The 24969-nt window shown below is 60.3% G+C and carries 16 protein-coding genes and 6 pseudogenes; 16 read left to right on the top strand and 6 right to left on the bottom strand.

Translation table 11 applies throughout. The annotated features are described in order from the left end of the window. Window positions 1-25: 25 nt before the first annotated feature. The gene (gene mltF, locus JN403_RS24405) at window positions 26-1486 is read right to left on the bottom strand and encodes a membrane-bound lytic murein transglycosylase MltF (protein WP_163022058.1); all 1461 of its coding nucleotides are present in this window, start codon (window positions 1484-1486) and stop codon (window positions 26-28) included. A 212-nt stretch (window positions 1487-1698) separates the two neighbouring features. On the opposite strand from mltF, the pseudogene purL reads away from it, so the two are divergent. Both purL and JN403_RS24395 read left to right on the top strand, forming a co-directional pair. After that, window positions 1699-5597: pseudogene (purL, locus tag JN403_RS24400) on the top strand (phosphoribosylformylglycinamidine synthase). Between the two features lie 6 nt (window positions 5598-5603). Beyond that, window positions 5604-5915 carry a YqfO family protein gene (locus JN403_RS24395; protein WP_205484644.1) on the top strand — a complete coding sequence of 104 codons (312 nt, stop codon included), beginning with the start codon at window positions 5604-5606 and terminating at the stop codon, window positions 5913-5915. A gap of 54 nt (window positions 5916-5969) precedes the next feature. Here the strand turns inward: JN403_RS24395 and JN403_RS24390 are convergent, their stop codons facing one another. After that, complete coding sequence (locus JN403_RS24390) at window positions 5970-6533, bottom strand: L,D-transpeptidase family protein (RefSeq protein ID WP_205484643.1); 564 nt, start codon at window positions 6531-6533, stop codon at window positions 5970-5972. 50 nt (window positions 6534-6583) lie between these two features. Continuing rightward, entirely contained in the window at window positions 6584-7135 is a 552-nt protein-coding gene (locus JN403_RS24385) for an NUDIX hydrolase (RefSeq protein ID WP_205484642.1), read from the bottom strand. A 153-nt stretch (window positions 7136-7288) separates the two neighbouring features. Here JN403_RS24385 and JN403_RS24380 point away from each other — a divergent pair, with 153 nt between their 5' ends. The 4 genes and pseudogenes from JN403_RS24380 (at window position 7289) to purT (ending at window position 10049) form a co-directional block, all read left to right on the top strand. Then, complete coding sequence (locus JN403_RS24380) at window positions 7289-7900, top strand: CoA pyrophosphatase (protein WP_205484641.1); 612 nt, start codon at window positions 7289-7291, stop codon at window positions 7898-7900. Between the two features lie 63 nt (window positions 7901-7963). Then, window positions 7964-8488 carry a gamma carbonic anhydrase family protein gene (locus JN403_RS24375; protein WP_205484639.1) on the top strand — a complete coding sequence of 175 codons (525 nt, stop codon included), beginning with the start codon at window positions 7964-7966 and terminating at the stop codon, window positions 8486-8488. After that, a complete protein-coding gene (locus tag JN403_RS24370) occupies window positions 8488-8751 on the top strand; it encodes a DUF1289 domain-containing protein (protein ID WP_205484637.1) in 264 nt (87 codons plus the stop codon). The genes JN403_RS24375 and JN403_RS24370 overlap by 1 nt, the downstream gene beginning before the upstream one ends. 117 nt (window positions 8752-8868) lie before the next feature. Beyond that, window positions 8869-10049: pseudogene (purT, locus tag JN403_RS24365) on the top strand (formate-dependent phosphoribosylglycinamide formyltransferase). 80 nt (window positions 10050-10129) lie between these two features. Here purT and JN403_RS24360 read toward each other — a convergent pair. From JN403_RS24360 to ccsA, 3 genes are all read right to left on the bottom strand, one after another. Further along, window positions 10130-11452 carry an MFS transporter gene (locus JN403_RS24360; RefSeq protein ID WP_172610876.1) on the bottom strand — a complete coding sequence of 441 codons (1323 nt, stop codon included), beginning with the start codon at window positions 11450-11452 and terminating at the stop codon, window positions 10130-10132. 301 nt (window positions 11453-11753) lie between these two features. Further along, on the bottom strand, window positions 11754-12992 hold the full coding sequence (locus tag JN403_RS24355; RefSeq protein WP_205484635.1) for a CNNM domain-containing protein: 1239 nt from the start codon (window positions 12990-12992) through the stop codon (window positions 11754-11756). A 12-nt stretch (window positions 12993-13004) separates the two neighbouring features. After that, a complete protein-coding gene (gene ccsA / locus JN403_RS24350) occupies window positions 13005-13817 on the bottom strand; it encodes a cytochrome c biogenesis protein CcsA (RefSeq protein WP_122623423.1) in 813 nt (270 codons plus the stop codon). A gap of 290 nt (window positions 13818-14107) precedes the next feature. On the opposite strand from ccsA, the gene ffh reads away from it, so the two are divergent. The 10 genes and pseudogenes from ffh to JN403_RS24300 all read left to right on the top strand — a co-directional run. Next, complete coding sequence (gene ffh / locus JN403_RS24345) at window positions 14108-15484, top strand: signal recognition particle protein (RefSeq protein WP_192170769.1); 1377 nt, start codon at window positions 14108-14110, stop codon at window positions 15482-15484. Window positions 15485-15730: 246 nt separating this feature from the next. Beyond that, window positions 15731-15982: a 30S ribosomal protein S16 gene (gene rpsP, locus JN403_RS24340; RefSeq protein WP_037012442.1), complete on the top strand. Its 252-nt coding sequence runs from the start codon at window positions 15731-15733 to the stop codon at window positions 15980-15982. A gap of 5 nt (window positions 15983-15987) precedes the next feature. Continuing rightward, a complete protein-coding gene (rimM, locus tag JN403_RS24335; protein ID WP_037012440.1) occupies window positions 15988-16524 on the top strand; it encodes a ribosome maturation factor RimM in 537 nt (178 codons plus the stop codon). Between the two features lie 3 nt (window positions 16525-16527). After that, window positions 16528-17279, top strand: a pseudogene (trmD, locus tag JN403_RS24330) (tRNA (guanosine(37)-N1)-methyltransferase TrmD). Window positions 17280-17322: 43 nt separating this feature from the next. Then, window positions 17323-17673 carry a 50S ribosomal protein L19 gene (rplS, locus tag JN403_RS24325; RefSeq protein ID WP_037012438.1) on the top strand — a complete coding sequence of 117 codons (351 nt, stop codon included), beginning with the start codon at window positions 17323-17325 and terminating at the stop codon, window positions 17671-17673. 130 nt (window positions 17674-17803) lie between these two features. Then, window positions 17804-18697 (top strand): annotated as a pseudogene (gene xerD / locus JN403_RS24320) (site-specific tyrosine recombinase XerD); the annotation flags it as partial. Between the two features lie 169 nt (window positions 18698-18866). Beyond that, window positions 18867-19607 carry a bifunctional protein-disulfide isomerase/oxidoreductase DsbC gene (dsbC, locus tag JN403_RS24315; protein ID WP_192170775.1) on the top strand — a complete coding sequence of 247 codons (741 nt, stop codon included), beginning with the start codon at window positions 18867-18869 and terminating at the stop codon, window positions 19605-19607. Between the two features lie 132 nt (window positions 19608-19739). Next, the gene (locus JN403_RS24310; protein WP_205484633.1) at window positions 19740-21044 is read left to right on the top strand and encodes a homoserine dehydrogenase; all 1305 of its coding nucleotides are present in this window, start codon (window positions 19740-19742) and stop codon (window positions 21042-21044) included. A gap of 149 nt (window positions 21045-21193) precedes the next feature. Next, window positions 21194-22602 (top strand): annotated as a pseudogene (gene thrC / locus JN403_RS24305) (threonine synthase). 168 nt (window positions 22603-22770) lie between these two features. Continuing rightward, window positions 22771-24840 (top strand): annotated as a pseudogene (locus JN403_RS24300) (transporter substrate-binding domain-containing protein); the annotation flags it as partial. Between the last annotated feature and the right edge of the window lie 129 nt (window positions 24841-24969).

Raw genomic sequence — 24969 nt, 5'->3', positions numbered from 1 at the left:
GACGGCGAGCGGATTCTGGCGCTGACTAAAGCGGCGCCTTCTCTTCTGACGGCTTGGTCTTGTCCACGCCGGGCACATGCAACGAGCCTTCCGCGACCTGGCCGCCTTCCATCTGCGGCTGCGTCACCCACGTGAGGATGTCGTAATAACGGCGGATGTTGGCGACGAAGCTGACCGGTTCGCCGCCTCGGGCATAGCCGTAGCGGGTCTTGCTGTACCACTTCTTCTGCGACAGACGCGGCAGCATCTTCTTCACGTCCAGCCATTTGTTCGGGTTAAGCCCTTCGGTTTCCGCCAGCTTGCGCGCGTCATCCAGGTGGCCGCTGCCGATGTTGTACGACGCTAGCGCCAGCCAAGTGCGATCCGGCTCCTGAATCGAGTCGTCGAGCTGTTCCTTGACGTAGGCGAAATACTTGGCGCCGCCCTGAATACTCTGTTTTGCGTCGAGCCGATTGGACACGCCCATCGCCTGTGCCGTGCTCTGCGTGAGCATCATCAAGCCGCGCACGCCGGTCTTCGAGGTCACGCCCGGCTGCCACAATGATTCCTGATAACCGATGGCTGCAAGCAGCCGCCAGTCGACCTGCTCAGCCTTGGCGGCGGTCTGGAAGTGCTTTTCGTACTTGGGCAGGCGTTCCTGCAAGTGTTGGGCAAAGGTGTAGGCGCCGACGTAACCAAGAACGTCGACATGCCCGTAATAGCGGTCTTTGAGACGCTGCAGCATGCCGTTCTTCTGCATCTTGTCGAGATAGGCGTTGATCTCGTTGAGCAGGCTGTTGTCATCGCCCAACGCCACGGCCCAACGCTGATCGCGGCCATCGCCGAGGTCGAAGCCGACGCGCACGTTGGGGAAATACACCTGATTCATCGCCAGTTCGTTGGAATCCACCAGGGTCAGGTCGATCTGGCCCTCATCCACCATGCGCAGCAGGTCGACGACTTCGACCTGATCGGACTCTTCATAGTTGATGCCGGGGTACTTGACCTTTAGCGCCGCCAGCTGCTCGGCGTGGCTGCTGCCTTTAAGCACGAGGATGCGCTTGCCGACCAGATCGCCCGGGTCGGTGGGGCGCGACTGGCCGTTGCGGTAAATGACCTGCGGGGTGACTTCAAGATAGGAGTGGGAAAACCGTACCTGCTTCGCGCGGTTTTCGCTGCTGACCAGGCCCGCTGCCGCCAGCACTGGGCCGCCGGGTTTGCCCATCTGATCGAACAGGTCGTCGAGGTTGTCGGCGGCTTCGATTTTCAGTTCAACGCCCAGATCATCGGCGAAACGCTTCACCAGTTCGTACTCGAAACCGGTTTCACCGTTGCGGTCCTGAAAATAGGTCGCCGGGCTGTTGCGGGTGACGACGCGCAGAACGCCATCCTCCTTGACTCGTTCCAGCGTGTTGGGTTTCTCCACACACGCGCCGAGCAGCAGGAAGATTCCGGTTGCGATGAGCCACTTGGCACAGCGTGGGCGGAAATCTGATAGGGAAAACATCGGTGCAGTATACGCAAAGGAGCCATACCGCCATATCTCGACAGCGCGGGTCCCGTCTGATAGAGCCGAGGAATTTTTACCTTCCGGCGCAGGCAAGCGCCCGGAGCCGACATTCGGGTGCATCCCACGCCGTGGTTTCGGGTGCCGACGCAGACTGATTAGGCTAGAATGCACGGCCTCAAAGCACACCCCTTCCCGAGGCTGTCCCGACGATGTTGATCCTGCGTGGTGCTCCCGCCCTTTCCGCCTTCCGCCACAAGAAATTACTTGCGCAGCTGAACGATAAAGTTCCGGCTGTCAGTGGCCTGTACGCTGAATTCGCCCACTTCGCTGAGGTCAATGGCGTCCTGACCGAAGACGAGCAGCAAGTGCTTGCCCGCCTGCTGAAATACGGCCCGAGCGTACCGGTGCAGGAGCCTGCGGGCCGCCTGTTCCTGGTCCTCCCGCGTTTCGGCACCATTTCGCCATGGTCGAGCAAGGCCACCGACATCGCGCGCAATTGCAGCCTGACCAAGATCCAGCGCCTTGAGCGCGGCATTGCCTTTTATGTAGAAGGCCAATTCAGCGACGCCGACGCACAGTTGATCGCCGACGCGCTGCACGACCGCATGACCCAGATCGTCCTGGGCGCGCTGGAAGAGGCCGCCAGCCTGTTCAGCCACGCCGAGCCCAAGCCGCTGATCGCCATCGACGTACTGGGTGGCGGCCGCGCGGCCCTGGAAAAAGCCAACGTCGAACTGGGTCTGGCCCTGGCCGAAGACGAAATCGATTACCTGGTGAACGCGTTCACCGGGCTCAAGCGCAACCCCCACGACATCGAATTGATGATGTTCGCGCAGGCCAACTCCGAGCACTGCCGTCACAAGATCTTCAACGCCAGTTGGGATATCGACGGCCAGAGCCAGGAAAAAGCCTGTTCGGCATGATCAAGAACACCTACCAGATGCACAACGAAGGCGTGCTGTCCGCTTATAAGGACAACGCCTCGGTGATCGTCGGCAGCGTTGCCGGCCGCTTCTTCCCGAATCCTGAAAGCCGCGAGTATGGTGCTGTTCAGGAGCCGGTGCACATTCTGATGAAGGTCGAAACCCACAACCACCCGACGGCGATCGCTCCGTTTCCGGGCGCAGCCACCGGTTCCGGCGGCGAGATCCGCGACGAGGGCGCGACCGGCCGTGGTGCCAAGCCGAAAGCCGGCCTCACCGGTTTTACGGTGTCCAACCTGAACATTCCGGGTTTCGAGCAGCCTTGGGAAAAGCCTTACGGCAAACCCGAGCGCATCGTGACGCCGCTGGACATCATGATCGAAGGCCCGCTGGGTGGCGCGGCGTTCAACAATGAGTTCGGTCGCCCGGCGCTGACCGGTTATTTCCGTACCTTCGAGCAGTCGATCAGCACGCCACACGGCGATGAAGTTCGCGGCTACCACAAGCCGATCATGCTCGCTGGCGGCATGGGCAACATCCGCGAAGAGCACGTGCAGAAAGCCGAAATCACCGTCGGCGCCAAGCTGATCGTGCTCGGCGGCCCGGCGATGTTGATCGGTCTGGGCGGCGGCGCGGCTTCTTCCATGGCGACGGGCACCAGCTCGGCTGACCTGGATTTTGCCTCGGTGCAGCGTGAAAACCCGGAAATGGAACGCCGTTGCCAGGAGGTCATCGACCGCTGCTGGCAGCTGGGCGACGCCAACCCGATCGCGTTCATCCATGACGTCGGCGCGGGCGGTCTGTCCAACGCCTTCCCTGAGCTGGTCAACGACGGCGGTCGCGGCGGCCGCTTCGAGCTGCGCAACGTGCCGAACGACGAGCCGGGCATGGCCCCGCTGGAAATCTGGAGCAACGAGTCTCAGGAACGTTACGTCCTGGCCGTCAGCGCCCCTGACTTCGAACGCTTCAAAGCCATCTGCGAACGTGAGCGTTGCCCGTTTGCGGTCGTAGGTGAGGCGACTGAAGAGCCTCAACTGACCGTCACCGACAGTCACTTCGGCAACAACCCTGTCGACATGCCGCTGGAAGTGCTGCTGGGCAAGGCCCCGCGCATGCACCGTTCGGCCGAGCGTGAAACAGAGCTGGGCGACGACTTCGATCCGGGCACCCTCGACATCGAAGAAAGCGTGCAGCGCGTGCTGCATCACCCGGCCGTGGCGAGCAAAAGCTTCCTTATTACCATCGGCGACCGCAGCATCACCGGCATGGTCAATCGCGACCAGATGGTCGGCCCTTGGCAAGTGCCGGTGGCGGACGTCGCCGTCACGGCAACCAGTTTTGATGTGTACACCGGCGAAGCCATGGCGATGGGTGAGCGCACTCCGCTGGCGTTGCTGGACGCTCCGGCGTCCGGCCGCATGGCGATTGGCGAGACCCTGACCAATATCGCAGCGTCGAGCATCGGCAAGCTTTCCGACATCAAGCTGTCCGCCAACTGGATGTCCGCTGCCGGCCATCCGGGCGAAGACGCGCGTCTGTACGACACCGTGAAAGCAGTGGGCATGGAGCTGTGCCCCGAGCTGGGCATTACCATTCCGGTGGGCAAGGACTCAATGTCCATGAAGACCCGCTGGAGCGATGAGGGCACCGAGAAAACCGTGACCTCGCCGCTGTCGCTGATCGTGACCGGTTTCGCGCCGGTCACCGACATTCGCAAGACGTTGACCCCGCAGCTGCGCATGGACAAGGGCCTGACCGATCTGATCCTGATCGACCTGGGCCGTGGCCAGAACCGCATGGGAGCGTCGATTCTCGCCCAGACCCACGGCAAGCTCGGCAGCGTTGCACCGGATGTCGATGACGCCGAAGACCTGAAAGCCTTCTTCGCCGTCATTCAGGGCCTCAACGCCGACGGCCACCTGCTGGCCTATCACGACCGTTCCGACGGTGGCTTGATGGCGACCGTGCTGGAAATGGCGTTCGCAGGCCATTGTGGCCTGAACCTCGAACTCGACACGCTGACCGCCAAGCGCGAAAAAGTCGCAGCCATTCTGTTCAACGAAGAGCTGGGTGCGGTGATCCAGGTTCGCCAGGACGCCACGCCGCTTGTGCTCGCACAGTTCAGCGCTGCCGGCCTGGGCGAAGATTGCGTCGCCGTGATCGGTAAGCCGATCAACAACAGCGATGTCATCATCAGCCTGAGCGGCGACACCGTGTTCAAAGGCGATCGTCGCCTGCTGCAGCGTCAGTGGAGCGAAACCAGCTATCAGATCCAGCGCCTGCGTGATAACGCCGATTGCGCCGATCAGGAATTCGATGCACTGCTGGAAGAAGACAACCCGGGGCTGAACGTGAAGCTGGGCTACGACGTCAACGACGACATCGCTGCGCCTTACATCAAGAAGGGCGTGCGCCCACAAGTGGCGGTGCTGCGTGAGCAGGGCGTCAACGGTCAGGTTGAGATGGCAGCTGCGTTTGACCGCGCCGGCTTCGCCTCGGTTGACGTGCACATGAGCGACATCCTCGCCGGTCGCGTTGACCTCAACGACTTCAAAGGTCTGGTGGCGTGCGGTGGTTTCTCCTACGGCGACGTGCTGGGTGCCGGCGAAGGCTGGGCCAAGTCGGCGTTGTTCAACAGCCGTGCACGGGATGCGTTCCAGGGCTTCTTCGCCCGCAGCGACAGCTTCGCGCTGGGGGTTTGCAATGGTTGCCAGATGATGTCCAACCTGAGCGAGCTGATCCCGGGCAGCGAGTTCTGGCCGCACTTTGTGCGCAACCGCTCGGAGCAGTTCGAAGCGCGCGTGGCGATGGTCGAAATCCAGAAGTCGGCGTCGATCTTCCTGCAAGGCATGGCCGGCTCGCACATGCCGATCGCCATTGCCCACGGTGAAGGTCACGCTGAGTTCAAGACCCCTGAGTCGCTGATTGAAACCGATTTGTCCGGCACCGTTGCCGTGCGTTTCGTCGACAACCACGGCAAGGTCACCGAAACCTATCCGGCCAACCCGAACGGTTCGCCCCGTGGTATCGCGGGTCTCACCACCCTCGACGGTCGCGTGACGATCATGATGCCGCACCCTGAGCGCGTGTTCCGCGCCGTGACCAACTCGTGGCGCCCGGATGAGTGGGAAGAGGACGGCGCGTGGATGCGCATGTTCCGCAACGCGCGCGTTTGGGTGGACTGATCGCTGATGTACAAGCTGGCCTTCTTTGTGCCATTAAGCCATGTGGAGCAGGTCAAAAACGCGTTGTTCGCCGCCGGTGCGGGGCGAATCGGCGCGTATGACTGCTGCTCATGGCAGGTGCTCGGGCAAGGCCAGTTTCGTCCGCTGGACGGCAGCCAGCCGTTCATCGGGCAGGCCGGCGAGGTCGAGCAGGTTCAGGAATGGAAGGTCGAGCTTGTCGTGTCAGATGAGCTGATCAGGCAGGCGGTTGCTGCGCTGAAGAACAGTCATCCCTATGAAGTACCGGCTTACGATGTCTGGAAGCTGGAAGATATCTAGCTTTCCTGCAGCATGGCTCGAGATTGGAGCGATCTGCATCACCCCCGCAAAATCCTACGGCCGAATCTCGATCATCGTGCCGTCCTTCACCAGATCCCACACCTCACGAATATCGCTGTTGCGCATGGCAATGCAGCCGTTCGTCCAGTCCAGCGTGTGGAAATACCACTCCGGGTAATCGTCGTTGATCGGCGTGCCGTGAATCATGATCATGCTGCCGGGTTTCACACCTTCGCGTCGGGCGCGTGCGGCATCGGAAATGTTGGGGTAGGAAATGTGCATCGACAGGTTGTAGGCGTCGCTGGTCTTGCGCCAGTCGAGCCAGTAGAAACCCTCCGGCGTGCGCTGGTCGCCTTCCTGCAGCTTGGGTCCGTTAGGCGCTTTGCCCAGTGAGATCCGGTAGGTCTTCAGCGCCTCGCCACGGCTGATCAGCTGCAACTGATGTGCGGATTTGAGGACCAACACCTTATCGATGGTGCGGTCCGCGATGTTCTGGGTGTCGACGACCTTCCCGCCAACGAACTTCTGTTCGCTGCCTTTGGGCACGATGGTCTGAGTGAACGCAGCCTGGGACAGCGGCACCACCGACAGGCATAAAACGACAAGCAACCAACGCATGAAAAGGGTATCCCTGAAGCCTGCGCGGCAATCGCGCAGCATCGTTTCGATCAAAGGGCCTTGAGCGGCGGTGTGACAGACAGACAATCGGTGCGTACCTGGAAATCTTGATGCCGCCGGTCGCGGAAAAAACACTCCAGGGTTCGCTTGACCGTATTGAACGCCAGCTCCGACCACGGGATATCCGCTTCGTCGAACAACTTCACTTCAAGGCTTTCGATACCGGCAGCGAACTCCGGTTTGACCAGATTCGAGCGGTAGAAGATATGCACCTGATTGATGTGCGGCACGTCGATCATCGAATACAGCTGCAGGTCCTCGACCTCTGCACACGCCTCTTCAAGGGTTTCCCGGCGGGCGGCCTGCTCGACGCTTTCGCCGTTTTCCATGAACCCTGCGGGCAGCGTCCAGTAGCCCATTCGTGGCTCGATGGCTCGACGGCACAGCAACACCTTTTCGCCCCACACCGGCACGACGCCGGCCACGATGTTGGGGTTCTGGTAGTGAATAGTGTCGCAATGTTCACACACGTAACGCAGGCGGCTGTCGCCCTCGGGAATACGCTGGATGACCTGTTTGCCGCAGTTGCTGCAGAATTTCATGATCGAATCGGGTTCCTGTTGGCAGCGGCTATCTTGAGCTGTAGCGCGGGTGGACGGCAAGAGGCGTCTTGCACGCGCGGGTTGTCCTACAAGACTTGGGCGCGTCGTCGCTTTGGTGCATGATGCCGGGCAGGCAACCGATCGAGAATTCCCATGCTGGATGAGCTACTTCACCGTATGAGCAGCTACACGCCGGTGATGCTGGAAACGGACGCGCGCTTCCCCGAGGCCGCCGTGCTTCTACCCATTACCCGCAACGCAGAACCTGAACTGGTACTGACGCTGCGCGCCAGTGGCCTGTCGACCCACGGCGGCGAGGTGGCCTTCCCGGGCGGGCGGCGTGATCCGGAAGACCCTGACCTAATCTTCACGGCGCTGCGCGAAGCCCAGGAGGAGATCGGTTTGCCGCCTGGTCTCGTCGAAGTGATCGGCCCCTTGAGTCCGTTGATCTCCAAACACGGTATAAGAGTGACGCCCTATGTCGGCGTTATTCCTGATTTCGTCGAATACACACCCAATGATGGCGAGATCGCGGCCGTGTTCAGCGTGCCACTGGACTTCTTCCGTCAGGATGCGCGCGAACACACCCATCGCATCGACTATGAAGGGCGCAGTTGGTACGTGCCGAGTTATCGCTTCGGGGAGTACAAGATCTGGGGCCTGACCGCGATCATGATCGTCGAATTGATGAACCTGCTTTTCGACAGCGGCATCGACCTTAACGAGCCGCCCAAACGATCGATCATCCACACGCTGAAATCCTGACCCGCAGCCGCCGCGCGAGCATGAGGACTGAGCCATTGAGGGCCTAACCATGAGGAGCAAACCATGAAATACCGCCTGGGCGATGCCCGCGTCGACGCGCATGCCAGCAGCTGGATTGCGCCGACAGCCACCGTCATCGGCAATGTGCGTTTGCAGGCCAATGCCAGCGTCTGGTTTGGCGCTGTGTTGCGTGGCGACAACGAGCTGATCGACATCGGCGAGAACAGCAACGTGCAGGACGGCACGGTGATGCACACCGACATGGGGTCGCCGCTGACCATTGGCCGCGACGTGACCATCGGTCATAACGCGATGCTGCATGGTTGCAGCGTGGGTGACGGCACGCTCATCGGCATCAACTCAGTCATCCTGAACGGCGCGCAGATTGGCAAACATTGCATCATCGGCGCGAATTCGCTGATCGGCGAAGGCAAAGTCATCCCTGACGGTTCACTGGTCATGGGGTCGCCCGGCAAAATCGTCCGCGAGCTGACAGATGCCCAGAAGCAGATGCTCGACGCCAGCGCCGCTCACTACGTCCACAACGCCCAACGCTACGCGCGTGACCTGGCCCCACAGGAAGATTGATGTCCAGCGCCGAACCCCCAATCAATGCAGCACCCGTCGATGAAAAGCCGATCCATGAAAAGCCGGTCCGCTCGCCCTGCGTGAGCATTTGCGCACTGGACGACGCCGATATCTGCACGGGTTGTCAGCGCACCGTGGCTGAGATCACCGTCTGGAGCCGTATGGACAATCAGCAACGCCGCGCTGTCTTGATCGCCTGTGATGAACGGGCGAGGGCCGGCGGGATGATGTTTCAAGTCAGTGGCAACAGCCCTCGACGGTGAATCAAGCCCAGGCGGCTGCATCCCATTCCCCGGCCTTCATGGTAAATTGCGCGCCTTTCTACCTGCGGTTGCTTGCACACGCCGAGCGACCCTCGACCTGCTCCACGAGGACCTGAGATGACTCAAATCGGAACTCCACTGTCGCCGACCGCGACCCGCGTTTTGCTCTGCGGTTGTGGCGAGCTTGGCAAGGAAGTAGTGATCGAACTTCAGCGCCTGGGCGTTGAAGTGATTGCTGTTGACCGCTACGCCAATGCTCCGGCGATGCAGGTCGCGCACCGCAGCCACGTCATCAATATGCTCGACGGCGCCGCCTTGCGTGCGGTGATCGAGTCCGAGAAGCCCCATTACATCGTCCCGGAAATCGAAGCCATTGCCACCGCGACCCTGGTGGAACTGGAGTCCGAAGGCTTCACGGTCATTCCGACGGCCCGTGCCGCGCAGTTGACCATGAACCGCGAAGGTATTCGTCGTCTGGCCGCTGAAGAACTGGACCTGCCGACCTCGCCCTACCACTTCGCCGACACCTTCGAAGACTACAAAAAAGCCGTCGAAGACCTTGGCTTCCCGTGCGTGGTCAAGCCGGTGATGAGCTCGTCGGGCAAGGGCCAGAGCCTGCTGAAAACCGACGCTGACATCCAGAAGGCCTGGGACTATGCGCAAGAAGGCGGTCGTGCCGGCAAAGGCCGGGTGATCATCGAAGGCTTCATTGATTTCGATTACGAAATCACTCTGCTGACCGTGCGTCACGTCGGCGGCACGACCTTTGTGCGCCGGTTGGCCATCGTCAGGAGAAGGGCGATTATCAGGAATCGTGGCAGCCCCAGGCCATGAGCCCGGTGGCATTGGCCGAGTCCGAGCGCGTTGCCAAAGCAGTGACCGAGGCCCTGGGTGGCCGCGGTCTGTTTGGCGTCGAGTTGTTCATCAAGGGCGATCAGGTCTGGTTCAGTGAAGTCTCGCCACGCCCCCACGACACCGGTCTGGTCACGCTGATCTCTCAGGACCTGTCGCAGTTCGCCCTGCACGCCCGTGCCATTCTCGGTCTGCCGATTCCGTTGATTCGCCAGTTCGGGCCATCGGCGTCGGCGGTGATTCTGGTAGAAGGCCAGTCGACCCAAACGGCGTTCGCCAACCTGGAGCAGGCCCTGAGCGAACCGGACACCGCGCTGCGCCTGTTCGGCAAGCCCGAGGTCAATGGACAGCGCCGCATGGGCGTTGCCCTGGCGCGCGACGAGTCGATCGAAGCGGCCCGTCGCAAGGCCACTCGCGCGTCGATGGCGGTGAAGGTTCAGTTGTAAGCGTCACGCTGAATAAGAAACGGCGCCTTCAGGGGCGCCGTTTTTGTTTCGCGATCACGCACCGTCGATGTCCGGTTTGCTCAGGCAATCGTATCCAGGTCCGCGTGCCGGGTTTCTTTCAGGCACAGCACGGCGATCACGCTGATGAGTGCCGCCGCCGAGACATACCCACCGACCCAGCTCAGGCCACCCATTTCCACCAGCTTCTGCGCGAAGAAAGGGGCGACCGAGGCACCGACGATACCCCCGATGTTGTAGGCCGCCGACGCGCCGGTATACCGCACACGCGTCGGAAAAAGCTCCGGCAACATCGCCCCCATCGGCGCAAAGGTGACGCCCATCAGGAACAGCTCGATCGACAGGAACAGCGTCACCGCCCAGGTCGTACCGTGGGTCAGCAAGGGCTCCATCAGGAAGCCCGACAGGATCGCCAGCACGCCGCCGATGACCAGCACCGGCTTGCGACCGAATCGATCACTTGCCAACGCGGAAAGCGGTGTCGCCAGGGCCATGAACAGCACGGCAAAACACAGCATCGCGAGGAACGACTCGCGGCTGTAACCCAGGGTTTTTACGCCATAGCTCAGCGAGAAGACGGTGGAGATATAGAACAGCGCGTAGCACACCACCATCGACGCTGCGCCCAGCAGCATCGGCTTCCAGTATTGACCGAACAGCTCAGCAATCGGCAATTTCACACGCTCATGGCGGGCGATGGCCTTGGCGAAAACAGGCGTTTCCTCAAGCTTCAGGCGCACATACAAGCCAATGATCACCAGCACGGCGCTGAGCAGAAACGGCACGCGCCAGCCCCAGGAGCGGAATTGCTCGTCATCCAGCGTCATCGCCAGTGTCAGAAACAGCCCGTTTGCCGCAAGGAAGCCGATCGATGGGCCCAGCTGCGGGAACATGCCGAACCACGCCCGTTTGCCCTTGGGGGCGTTCTCGGTCGCCAGTAACGCGGCCCCGCCCCATTCGCCGCCCAGTCCAAGGCCTTGGCCGAAGCGCAGTACGCAGAGCAGGATCGGCGCCCACGACCCGATGGCGTCGTAACCCGGCAGCACGCCAATCAGCGTGGTGCAGACGCCCATGAGCAGCAGCGAGGCCACCAATGTCGATTTGCGGCCGACACGGTCACCGAAATGGCCGAACAGCGCCGAGCCCAACGGACGTGCGAGAAAGGCGATCCCGAATGTCAGAAACGCCGAAAGCATCTGTGCGGTACTGGACGTCTGTGGGAAGAACACCGGCCCGATCACCAGTGCGGCGGCGGTGGCGTATACGTAGAAATCATAGAACTCGATGGCGGTGCCGATGAAGCTGGCCGTGGCGACGCGGGCCGCCGAGTTGGCGGGGCGGGCCTCGCTCTCGTCACGGGTTGGACAGGCAGAAGTCGTGGTCATGGGAAATCCCTGGCAGTCGTATCGCCTGTCAGCGAGAGACGAAGATTCGTTCGCGCGCTGCGGCAATCGTTAATTGTTTTTTTGGTCCAGCGCTGAACAGACTAGCCCGGATGCGGGCAAGGCGCGTGGCGTGCTCGGGATGGGAGCGAAGGCCAGGGTGTCGCGTGAGCGGTCAGGCTGTGTGACTGGCCGGATCGCGCATTGTGCGGGTAGCACGCGGATCGGCGGGGCTGGGTAAGCGGATCGATTATAGGAAGGGGATTGGCGCGGAAACAAGTGTTTCAGGGCGCCGCCTGCCTTCTCAGATCACGTCTTTGGTGCGGGTGTTCAACCACACCAACGCCCGGCTGACGCGGTTGTCTTCGGTCTCGAGGATTTCCAGGCGGTAGGGCCCGATCTTCAGGCAGACCGCGCTGTTAGGGATTGTCTCCAGCGCTTCAGTGATCAGCCCGTTGAGGGTTTTAGGGCCATCGGAGGGCAGATGCCAGGCGAGGCTTTTATTCAGATCGCGAATCGACGCCGCGCCATCGATCACCAGCCGCCCGTCAGGCTGCGGGTGGATGTGCGGGTTATCGAGGGCTTGCTCGCTTTCGAACTCGCCCACGATCTCTTCAAGAATGTCCTCGAGGCTGACGATGCCCAGCACCTCGCCGTATTCATCGACCACCACGCCCATGCGCCGCTGCTGCTTGTGGAAGTTGAGCAGCTGCATCTGCAGCGGCGTGCTCTCTGGTACGAAGTACGGTTCGTAACAGGCGGCTTGCAGGGCTTCTTTGGTCAGCTCGTTGCGCGGGAGCAGGTGGCTGATCATCCGCGTGTTGAGCACGCCTTCTACCTGATTGATGTCGTTGTGGTAAACGGGCAGACGGGTGTGGCGGGAAATGATCAGCTTGTCGACGATCTCCTCAATGGTGTCGTCGAGGTTAATGCCGTCGACTTCGCTGCGTGGTACCAGGATGTCGTTCACGGTCATGCGGTCCAGCGCGTAAATCCCGGAGATCACATGGGCGCGGCCATACTGGCTTTCGTTGTCCTGATAGACCGTCGGGTGCGTGTCGTCTTCGTCATCGTGGGTGTCTGGCCGACGCGTCGACAGAAAAGGGCGCAACAGCGTTTTGGCGATGTTCTTGTAGATCCAGGTCAGCGGCTGCAACAGCCGAACCGGGATACGCAGCACGTTGTTGCCCAGCAGCAGAATGGATTCGGGGCGACGCGCCGCCAGCTTTCGCGGGATGAACTCGGTTATCACGACCAGCACGCTGGCAACACCCAGCCAGGCAATCAGCGGCCCTTGAAAATACCAGTGCCCGACGGCAAGAAGGGTGGCGAGGACGGTAATCAGCGTCTTGAGCAGCGTATTGCCGAGGATAAGGCTGTTGAGGTTGAACGCGAGCACCGGCTTCGGTGGCTCGTTGGAGCGGGGATTGACCGGCATCGCCCGAAGATTGTGGTGCGCAGCCTCGACCGCGCTGAACAGCCCGGACCAGAGCGTCAGCAGGGCCAGGAGCGTAAGCATTGTGCCGACCGGCAGGTTGTCCATGATCAGCGCTCGTCAGATATGCAGGATGTATTCACGAACGAGCTTGCTGCCGAAGTAGGCCAGCATCAACAGCAGAAATCCGCCCAGTGTCCAGCGAATCGCTTTGTGACCCCGCCAGCCCAGATGATGGCGGCCCCAGAGCAGCACACTGAAGACGATCCACGCGAGAATCGACAGCAAGGTTTTATGCACCAAATGCTGGGCAAAGAGGTTTTCGACGAACAACCAGCCGGAAATCAGCGACATCGACAGCAACACCCAGCCGGCCCAGAGAAAACCGAAGAGCAGGCTTTCCATGGTTTGCAGCGGCGGGAAGCTTTTGATCAGGCCAAGGGGATGCTTGTTTTTCAGTTGATGATCCTGCAGCAACAGGAGCAAAGACTGGAAGACCGCGATGGTGAACATCCCGTAGGCGAGAATCGACAGCAGGATGTGGCTGATAATGCCGTGTTCTTCAATGATCGGCTGCAGCGTGCCGGAGGGCGCGAACTGCGCCATCAGGGTCGTGAGCAGGCCCAGTGGGAAGAGGAGAATCAGGAGGATTTCCACCGGCAGGCGAATGCACGCGAGCATGGTCACGATGATGACTGAAACAGCGATCAGGCTGGCGGCACTGAAAAAGTCCAGACCCAGGCCGATAGGGCGCACCAGTTGGCCAAAAAGCGCACTGGCCTGGCAGGCGACGGCAAGGGTGCCGATCAGGCACAGCAGCCATTTGTCGGCCTTCTGGCCCTGGCGCAGGCGCATACCCTGGTAGACGGTCGCAGCGGCGTAGAAGACGGCGGCGGCGAGGCTGAAGAGCAAACTCGGTGACAAAGGGAACATAGATCCTGTTGGGCATGCCCGAAAGCCGGTGAGTTTGGCATAAAACGCGCATTTCACGAAAGACTACAGAAGCAGACGCCGTGGTGTCCGTGCGCCGGAGTCTTCGCTATAATCCGCGACCTGCTCAAGCCACAGGCTTGCCGATCGCTGTTTCAGCCACTTTTATAGCGTCACTATTATCAATAGCGATGCTGTAAAGAGCAGGCGTCGCGATTTCGGCAGCCGACTGAACGGCCGCTACGGGCCGGGCCGCATCAATCGGCGTTCAGCACGAACCCAAAGGATCACGCATGTTTGAAAATCTGACAGATCGTCTCTCGCAGACGCTGCGCCAGGTCACTGGCAAGGCCAAGCTGACCGAGGACAACATCAAGGACACACTGCGTGAAGTGCGTATGGCGCTGCTTGAAGCCGACGTCGCCTTGCCGGTTGTCAAAGACTTCGTCAATCGCATCAAGGAGCGCGCCGTCGGCACGGAGGTGTCGCGCAGCCTGACGCCGGGCCAGGCGTTCGTGAAGATCGTCCAGGCCGAGCTGGAAGAGATGATGGGGGCGGCCAACGAAGAGCTGACCCTCAACGTCACGCCGCCGGCGGTCATCCTGATGGCCGGTCTGCAAGGTGCGGGCAAGACCACCACTGCCGGCAAGCTCGCCCGCTTCCTGAAAGAACGCAAAAAGAAAACCGTGATGCTGGTGTCGGCGGACGTTTACCGTCCCGCCGCGATCAAGCAGCTGGAAACCCTGGCCAACGACATCGGCGTGACGTTCTTCCCGTCCGACATCAGCCAGAAGCCGGTCGACATTGCCGAAGCGGCTATTAAAGAAGCCAAGCTCAAGTTCATTGATGTCGTGATCCTCGACACCGCTGGTCGTCTGCACATCGATGCCGAGATGATGGGCGAGATCCAGGCGCTGCATGCGGCGGTCAAGCCGGCCGAGACGCTTTTCGTCGTCGACGCCATGACCGGCCAGGATGCCGCCAACACGGCCAAGGCGTTCGGTGATGCACTGCCGCTGACCGGCGTGATCCTGACCAAGGTTGACGGCGACGCCCGTGGCGGTGCTGCGCTGTCGGTGCGCGCCATCACTGGCAAGCCGATCAAGTTCATCGGTATGGGCGAGAAGAGCGAGGCGCTGGAGCCGTTCCATCCGGACCGTATCGCATCGCGCATTCTTGGCATGGGCGACGTGCTCAGCCTGATCGAGCAGGCTGAACAGACCCTCGACAAGGACAAGGCCGACAAACTGGCCAAGAAGCTGAAGAAGGGCAAAGGCTTCGACCTCGAAGACTTCCGGGATCAGCTGCAGCAAATGAAGAACATGGGCGGCCTGGGCGGGCTCATGGACAAACTGCCAAGCATCGGCGGCGTTAACCTGTCGCAGATGGGCAACGCGCAAAGCGCCGCTGAAAAGCAGTTCAAGCAGATGGAAGCCATCATCAATTCGATGACCCCGGCCGAGCGTCGCGACCCTGAGCTGATCAGCGGTTCACGCAAGCGCCGCATCGCCATGGGTTCCGGCACCCAGGTGCAGGACATCGGTCGTCTGATCAAGCAACACAAACAGATGCAGAAGATGATGAAGAAGTTTTCGACCAAGGGCGGCATGGCCAAAATGATGCGCGGCATGGGCGGAATGTTGCCCGGCGGCGGTATGCCCAAAATGTAAATCGCAACGCGCGGGCGCTATTCCCGCGCGTTCTTCATTGGGGCAACCGTCCCGGTGGCCTGCTCAGGCAGGCACTCAACGCCGTCATCGCTGACGGCTCCATGGCAGATCTAGGTGGCCCGACGGCGTACGCCGGAAAAAGTCATTTGCAAAAATCCGGATATTCCTTAGAATATGCGGCCTTTCGGGCACCCATGCCCGCTGTGCATCTTAGATTTGCAGCACCGACTACAGGAAAATTGTTCAATGCTAACAATCCGTCTTGCCCTTGGCGGCTCTAAAAAGCGCCCGTTCTACCACCTGACTGTCACCGACAGCCGCAACCCACGTGACGGTTCCCACAAGGAACAAATCGGTTTCTTCAACCCGGTTGCCCGTGGTCAGGAAATCCGTCTGTCCGTGAACCAAGAGCGTCTGGCCTACTGGCTGAGCGTTGGTGCACAACCTTCTGAGCGTGTTGCTTCGCTGTTGAAGGAATCTGCCAAGGCTGCGGCCTGAGCAATATGAACGCGACGCCAGCTTCCGCCGACGATCTGATCGTCATCGGCAAGATTTACTCGGTACACGGCGTTCGCGGCGAAGTGAAGGTGTATTCCTTTACTGATCCAACCGAAAACCTGTTGCAGTACAAAACCTGGACGCTCAAGCGCGAAGGCAATGTGAAACAGGTCGAGCTGGTCAGTGGACGCGGGAACGACAAGTTCCTGGTCGCCAAGCTCAAGGGTCTTGATGATCGTGAAGAAGCTCGTCTTCTGGCCGGTTATGAGATCTGCGTGCCACGCAACCTGTTCCCTGAATTGACCGACGGCGAGTACTACTGGTACCAGCTTGAAGGTCTGAAGGTCATTGACGGTCTTGGGCAATTGCTCGGGAAGGTCGATCATCTTCTGGAAACCGGCGCAAACGATGTAATGGTGGTCAAACCCTGCGCAGGCAGTCTGGACGATCGCGAACGCCTTTTGCCCTATACGGAGCAATGCGTGTTGGCAGTTGATCTGGTTGCAGGCGAGATGAAGGTGGAATGGGACGCGGATTTCTAAGCAATGGCCAGCCTGCGCATAGACGTCATCACGCTGTTTCCCGAGATGTTTTCCGCCATCAGCGAATACGGCATTACCAGCCGTGCAGTGAAACAGGAGCTGTTGCAGCTCACCTGTTGGAATCCGCGGGACTACACCACTGATCGACATCACACTGTGGACGATCGCCCGTTTGGCGGTGGCCCTGGCATGGTGATGAAGATCAAGCCCCTCGAAGATGCTCTGGCTCAGGCCAGGCAGGCGGCGGGGATGCGGCGAAGGTGATTTACCTGTCGCCACAAGGCCGCAAGCTGGATCAGTCTGCGGTACGCGAATTGGCGCAGGAAGAAGCACTTATCCTGATTGCCGGTCGTTATGAAGGCGTCGACGAGCGTTTCATTGAAGCTCATGTCGATGAAGAGTGGTCGATTGGCGACTATGTGTTATCTGGCGGTGAGCTGCCGGCCATGGTCCTGATAGATGCGGTTACGCGACTGCTGCCTGGAGCTTTAGGGCATGTAGATTCCGCGGAGGAAGATTCCTTCACGGATGGTCTGCTGGATTGCCCGCATTACACCCGACCGGAGGTGTATGCGGATCAGCGTGTTCCCGACGTATTGCTTAGTGGCAATCACGCACACATCCGGCGTTGGCGTTTACAGCAGTCCCTTGGGCGGACCTATGAACGACGCGCCGATCTTCTGGAAAGCCGCTCGCTTTCTGGAGAAGAGAAGAAGCTGCTGGCGGAATACCTCCGCGAGCGGGACGATAGTTAACGTATCGATGGTAAATCCAACCGGTTTACCTTAGGAGCACAGCATGACTAACAAAATCATCCTTGCACTCGAAGCAGAGCAGATGACCAAAGAGATCCCTCCCTTTGCCCCGGGCGACACCATTGTCGTTCAGGTGAAAGTGAAGGAAGGCGACCGCGCTCGTCTGCAGGCGTTCGAAGGCGTTGTTATCGCCAAGCGTAACCGTGGTGTGAACAGTGCTTTCACTGTTCGTAAAATCTCCAACGGTGTCGGCGTTGAACGTACTTTCCAGACCTATAGCCCGCAAATCGACAGCATGGCTGTGAAACGTCGCGGCGACGTTCGCAAGGCCAAGCTGTACTACCTGCGTGACCTGTCCGGTAAAGCAGCTCGCATCAAGGAAAAACTGGTTTAATCCCAGTCTTCCCATGCGAATGAAAAAGCAGCCTACGGGCTGCTTTTTTGCTTTCTGGCCTTTGGTTTTTGTGCCGTCGTCGCAGGTGTGAAAAACTGCCCGCTGCATTTCACCACTCAAGTCAGAACCCATGCCTGCCATTGACCATCCCATGATCGACCGCTTCCTCGACGCCCTCTGGCTGGAGAAAGGGCTGTCGGACAACACCCGCGATGCCTACCGCAGCGACCTCGCGCTGTTCAACGGCTGGTTGCAGGAAAAGGGCGTGGACCTGATGAGTGTCAGTCGGGAAGCGATTCTCGACCACTTGGGGTGGCGGGTCGACAACGGCTACAAACCTCGCTCGACGGCACGGCTGCTTTCCGGCGTGCGCGGCTTCTATCGCTACCTCCTTAGGGAAAAGCTGATTGCGGTCGACCCGACGTTGCAGGTCGACATGCCGCAGCTGGGTAAGCCACTTCCCAAATCCTTGTCTGAAGCTGACGTCGAAGCGTTGCTGGCCGCCCCTGACCTGAGCGACGCCATCGGTCAGCGCGACCGGGCGATGCTGGAAGTGCTCTATGCCTGCGGACTGCGGGTAACCGAACTGATCAGCCTGACGCTGGAGCAGGTCAATTTGCGCCAGGGCGTGTTGCGCATCATGGGCAAGGGCAGCAAGGAGCGTCTGGTGCCGATGGGGGAGGAATCGATCGTCTGGGTTGAGCGCTACATGCGCGACGCTCGCCATGAGTTGCTCAATGGTCGGCCCAGCGATGTGCTGTTTCCCAGCCAGCGCGGTGAGCAGATGACGCGCCAGACCTTCTGGCACCGCATCAAGCATCAGGCCAAAGTCGCCGGCATCGGCAAATCCCTTTCCCCTCACACCCTGCGTCACGCCTTCGCCACCCACCTGCTTAACCACGGCGCCGACCTGCGCGTCGTGCAGATGCTCCTCGGCCACAGCGACCTGTCGACGACGCAAATCTACACCCACGTCGCCCGCGCGCGGTTGCAGGACATGCATGCGAAGCACCACCCGAGGGGTAGCGGACTTCATGAATTTACGACCTGTCTTACATCAGCGAGCGTCGGCCTCGCGAGCCTTATGTGATAGGCTTTGCCGGTTTCGCAGATCAGGGCCCTGAAAACATCCCGGTGCTTTTTTGCCACCCGTTTTCAGCCCGGCCCGTCTGCTCACCGCTCGAGGAGTTTTCATGCGCGTCACTCGTTTTCTCGGTGCTGCCGTTGTAGCGCTGGCCAGCTCTTTCAGCCTTTTTGCCCACGCCGACGAGGCGTCTGACAAAGCCATTCGCAAGACCCTGGAATCGCTCAATCTGGAAATTCCCGTCGAGAGCATTTCCAGCAGTCCGTTGAACGGCCTCTACGAAGTCAATCTCAAAGGCGGTCGCGTGCTCTACGCCAGTGCCGACGGGCAGTTCGTCATGCAGGGCAACCTGTACCAGATGCAGGCCGGCAAGCCGGTCAACCTGACCGAGAAGGTTGAGCGTCAGGCGATTTCCAAGACCATCAATGGCATTCCTGCCGCTGAAATGGTCGTCTACCCCGCCGTGGGCGAGACCAAATCCCATATCACGGTGTTCACCGACACCACCTGCCCGTACTGCCACAAACTCCACGCCGAAGTGCCGGAGCTGAACAAGCGCGGCATTGAAGTGCGTTATGTGGCGTTCCCGCGTCAGGGCCTGGGTTCGCCGGGCGACGAGCAACTCCAGGCAGTCTGGTGCTCCAAGGACCGCCGCGGTGCTATGGACCGCATGGTCGACGGCAAGAATATTCAAGCGCCCAAGTGCGACAACCCGGTCACAAAGCAATTTGAAATCGGCCAGTCCATCGGCGTGAACGGCACACCGGCCATTGTGTTGGCCGACGGTCAGCTGATTCCGGGCTATCAGCCAGCGCCGCAAGTGGCCAAACTGGCGCTGAGTGCCAAGTAATCTCGTTTATCGCAGCCTCCTGCGGTCAACACTGAAGCGGCCTGTCAGCAGCGCTTCATCAATAGCGAGCCGTGCTGAATGCGGCTGATTCCACGGCCGGCCTTGCGTCGGCCGTTTTATGGGGAGTTCATAGTGAAACCGGTCAAAGTAGGCATCTGTGGGCTGGGTACTGTCGGTGGCGGTACCTTCAATGTGCTAAAGCGTAACGCCGAGGAAATTGCCCGCCGTGCCGGGCGTGGAATCGAAGTGGCGCAAATTGCCATGCGTACACCAAACCCCAATTGCCAGATTACCGGTACCCCGACCACGACCGACGTATTCGACGTGGCGAGCAACCCTGAAATCGACATCGTCATCGAGCTGATCGGTGGCTATACCATCGCCCGCGAGCTGGTGCTCAAGGCCATCGAAAACGGCAAGCACGTGGTCACCGCCAACAAGGCGCTGATCGCCGTGCACGGCAACGAGATTTTCGCCAAGGCCCGGGAGAAGGGCGTCATCGTGGCTTTCGAAGCGGCGGTGGCAGGCGGTATTCCGGTGATCAAGGCCATTCGTGAAGGCCTGTCTGCCAACCGCATCAACTGGGTCGCCGGCATCATCAACGGCACCGGCAACTTCATCCTCACCGAGATGCGCGAAAAAGGCCGCACCTTCCCGGACGTCCTCGCTGAAGCGCAGGCGCTGGGCTATGCAGAAGCCGATCCGACCTTCGACGTCGAAGGCATCGACGCGGCGCATAAGCTGACGATTCTGGCGTCCATCGCCTTTGGCATCCCGCTGCAGTTCGACAAGGCTTACACCGAAGGCATCACCAAGCTGACCACCGCCGACGTCAATTACGCCGAAGCGCTGGGCTACCGGATCAAACACCTGGGCGTCGCCCGCAGCACGCCGACCGGTATCGAGCTGCGGGTGCACCCGACCCTGATCCCGGCGGATCGCCTGATCGCCAACGTCAACGGTGTGATGAACGCCGTGATGGTCAACGGCGACGCGGCCGGCTCGACATTGTTCTACGGCGCAGGTGCCGGCATGGAGCCCACCGCTTCGTCAGTCGTGGCCGATCTGGTCGACGTGGTCCGTGCCCTGACCACCGACCCTGAAAATCGCGTCCCGCATCTGGCCTTTCAGCCCGATTCGCTGTCGGCCCACCCGATCCTGCCGATCGACGCGTGCGAAAGCGCCTACTACCTGCGCATTCAGGCCAAGGATCATCCCGGCGTGCTGGCGCAGGTGGCGAGTATCCTGTCCGAGCGCGGCATCAACATCGAATCGATCATGCAGAAAGAAGTCGAAGAACATGACGGCCTGGTGCCGATGATTCTGCTGACCCACCGCGTGGTCGAGAAACGCATGAACGATGCGATCGAAGCGCTGGAAGCGCTCGAAGACGTTGCCGGCCCGGTTGTGCGCATCCGCGTCGAGCATCTGAACTGAAAGCAGCGATAAGTCCAAAGCGGCAAGCTGCAAGTGAGAGCAAAATCATATCGCGGTGAGCTTCGTGCTCCGGGCGGCAGGGGAAGGCAAATCGTCTTGACCTGCAGCCCGCCACTTGAAGCTTGCCGCCCAAACCGAAGGTTTGAAAAATGCGCTATATCAGTACCCGCGGCCAGGCACCGGCCCTGAATTTCGAAGACGTGCTGCTGACCGGTCTGGCAAGCGATGGCGGTCTGTATGTGCCGGAAAACCTGCCGCGCTTTACTCAGGAAGAGATCGCGTCCTGGGCCGGGCTGCCTTATCACGAGCTGGCTTTTCGCGTGATGCGTCCGTTCGTGACGGGCAGCATCCCCGACGCGGATTTCAAAAAATTCTCGAAGAAACCTACTGCGTTTTCTCCCACGCTGCGGTGGCGCCGCTGCGCCAGCTGAACGGCAACGAGTGGGTATTGGAGCTGTTTCACGGCCCGACCCTGGCGTTCAAGGATTTCGCCCTGCAACTGCTGGGTCGTCTGCTGGATTACGTGCTGGAGAAGCGTGGCGAGCGCGTGGTCATCATCGGCGCCACCTCGGGTGACACTGGCTCGGCCGCCATCGAAGGCTGCCGTCGTTGCGATAACGTCGACATCTTCATCCTGCACCCGAACAATCGCGTGTCCGATGTGCAGCGCCGCCAGATGACCACTATCTTCGGTGAGAACATCCATAACATCGCGATCGAAGGCAACTTCGACGACTGCCAGGAAATGGTCAAGAACAGCTTCGCTGACCAGAGCTTTCTGAAAGGCACGCGTCTGGTGGCGGTGAACTCGATCAACTGGGCGCGGATCATGGCCCAGATCGTCTACTACTTCCACGCGGCCTTGCAGCTGGGTGGTCCGGCGCGTTCGGTGGCGTTCTCCGTGCCGACCGGCAACTTCGGCGACATTTTCGCCGGTTACCTGGCCCGCAACATGGGCTTGCCGATCAGCCAACTAGTGGTTGCCACTAACCGCAACGACATCCTGCACCGCTTTATGAGCGGCAATCAGTACGTCAAGGAAACCCTGCACGCCACGCTGTCGCCGTCGATGGACATCATGGTGTCGTCCAACTTCGAGCGTCTGCTGTTCGACATGCACGGTCGCAACGGCGGCGCGATTGCCGAGCTCATGGCCAACTTCAGGCAGGGCGGCGGTTTCAGCGTTGAAGAGGAACGCTGGACCGAAACCCGCAAGCTGTTTGATTCCCTGGCGGTCAGTGACGAAGACACCTGCAAAACCATCGCTGAAGTGTTCGCCAGCACTGGCGAGTTGCTGGATCCGCACACCGCGATCGGCGTAAAGGCCGCGCGGGACTGCCGCCGCAGCCTGGACACGCCGATGGTGATTCTGGGCACAGCGCATCCGGTCAAGTTTCCGGACGCCGTGCTGAAAGCCGGTGTAGGAAAAGCACTCGAGCTGCCTGCACATTTGTCTGATTTGTTTGAGCGAGACGAGCGCTGCACTGTCCTGCCAAATGACCTCAAGGCCGTACAGGCCTTTGTCAGCCAGCACGGTAATCGTGGCAAACCTCTCTGACGGTATCGTCGTGTAACAACTAAGGCCCGCCTCGCAGCGGGCCTTGTTTTTTCTGCGTGCCACACTTCCGAAGAATTTTAATTCTCGGATAAGCCTGTGGTTGTTAAACATTTTTACTCAACGGTATTCAACGGCCGTCACCTTGATTTCGGACCGGCGCTGTGGGCGGTGCTCCTGCTTGTGTGTCTCTACAGCCGCGTCGGCCATACTTCTGAAAACCTGCCTTTCACGTTGGGCGCGCCATTCCTTGCGCAACAGCCCCTGGCGCTTGATGACGCGGACCGCCAATGGCTGGACGCACGAAAAGTGCTGCGGGTCGGTATTTCCGTCGCCGATCACGAGCCCGTCGACATCACCGCGGATCGTAATCGGTATCAGGGCATCAGTGCGGATTACCTCAGCGTGGTCACTGCCCGGTTGGGGATTCCGACCCATGTGCAAGGGTTTGCCAAGCGTGCACACGCGGTGGACGCGTTGCTGGCCGGAGAAATCGACGTGCTGACCAGCGCCAGCGGGTTCGAGCGAAACACAGCCGGGCTGGCGTTCACGCCTGAATACGTGCCGGACCGTGCGGTGGTGGTCGGCCGCGGCAACGACATTGGCCTCAAGCCTTCGCTCGAGAACAAGCGCGTGCTATTGCTGGATGGCTATGCCGATGCTGCAGTGGTGCAGCGAACCTACCCCAAAAGCGAGATCGTGCTTGCCCCCACGCTCTACAGCGCCATGGAGGCACTGGCGCACGAGGATGCCGACGCACTGATCGCGAACGAGCTGATGGTCCAGTCCTACAGCGTGTTGCGGCCCTACCTTGGGTTACAGATCAAGTTCGACAGTCTGTTGCCGCCCGTGGGATTTTCCTTCGCATTTCGTGAACAGGAGTCAAAGCTGCTGCAGCTTTTTGGCCGTGCCTTGGCGAACATAAATGACTCATTGAGCCGTGAAATCCACGGACGATGGACCGTTGGCCTCGGCGCAGATCCGGGTCATCGGCAAGTCAGTTTCAGCGCCGGCGAACAGCTATGGATTCGCAAGCATCCGCGGGTCATCGTGGCGTCAACCCAGCACCCTCCGTACGTCTACAAAGACGCTCGAGGGCGATGGGTGGGGTTGAACGTCGATCTGCTGTCGCGCATTTCGCGTCTGACCGGATTGCAGTTCGTGTACGAGGACGCGGCTTCCACCCATGCGCTACTGGAGACATTGGCAGACGGCGGTGCACACATGAACACCACGCTGGCCGAAAACCCGGCGCGCAAGAAACTGCTGGATTTCACCTATGCCTTCGGCGGCAACAGCTGGGTATTTCTGTTGCGCGCCGACAGCGACGCGTCCCTGCAATTGTCGGACATGGCCGGCAAGGTGCTGGCACTTCCTGCGCGGCATGCGTTGCTGGAGTTCATCCAGAAGCGCTATCCCGACATCCGCTTGCGGCTTGTGCCCACTTATGCTGAGGCGCGACAGTTGGTCGAGGAGGGCGAGGCGGACGCAACGCTCCAGAACGAGGCGGGTGCATGGATCTCTCCTGGCGAACTGAAAGTGGGGCGCAGCGTCGAAGGCCTGTGGTCGCCGGACAGATTTTCCGTGGTCAAGACCCATCCCGAATTGCTCAGCATTCTGAACAAGGCGCTGGAAGAATTTCCTGTGGCTGAAATGCGTGCGATCCGCCTCAAATGGCTTAGCGCGGGCGCCGTTCCACCCTCGGTCTGGAATCGTATACCGGCGTGGATTTACTGGGTCATGAGCGTTTCGCTGCTGCTGGGCATTGTGTCCCTGGCCTGGAGCAGCCGTTTGAAGTTTCAGATTCACCAACGTCAGCGCGCGGAAGAACAGCTGGGTGATCAGTTGGCCTTCAAACGCACGCTGCTCAACGGCATCCCGAACCCGATTTACGTACGTGATCTTCAGGGGCGGCTGATTGCCTGCAATCGCAGTTATGAGGAAAGCTTCGGCATCGGTTACGAGCAACTGCAGGGACGGCGCCTGATCGACGTCGATCTCGTTCCTGGCGACCTGGCCGAGCAAATGCACGCTGATTACATGAAGCTGCTGGACACGCAGCAGCCCGCATTTACCGAGCGCACCCTTACGCTTGCCGGGCGACAGATCCATGCCTGGCAATGGGCGGTGCCCTACCACCGTGGCGACGGTCAGTTGCATGGCTTGCTCGGCGGCTGGATTGACATCAGCGAGCGCAAGCGCCTTGAGTCTGAGTTGCGCGACGCGCGCACGGCGGCGGAGGAAGCGGCAGGGCAGTTGCGCGCGCTGCTCGACGGCATAGGGCAGGCAAAGGCTCCGGAGGAGTGAATTCTGCCTGTCACAATCGGCAGGCATGCTCGGGGATCAGACTGCCGCAATCAGGTGCGCTTG

The sequence above is a fragment of the Pseudomonas sp. 15A4 genome (assembly GCF_016925575.1).
Lineage (GTDB): Bacteria > Pseudomonadota > Gammaproteobacteria > Pseudomonadales > Pseudomonadaceae > Aquipseudomonas.
This window is presented reverse-complemented; position numbering and strand designations above follow the sequence as displayed.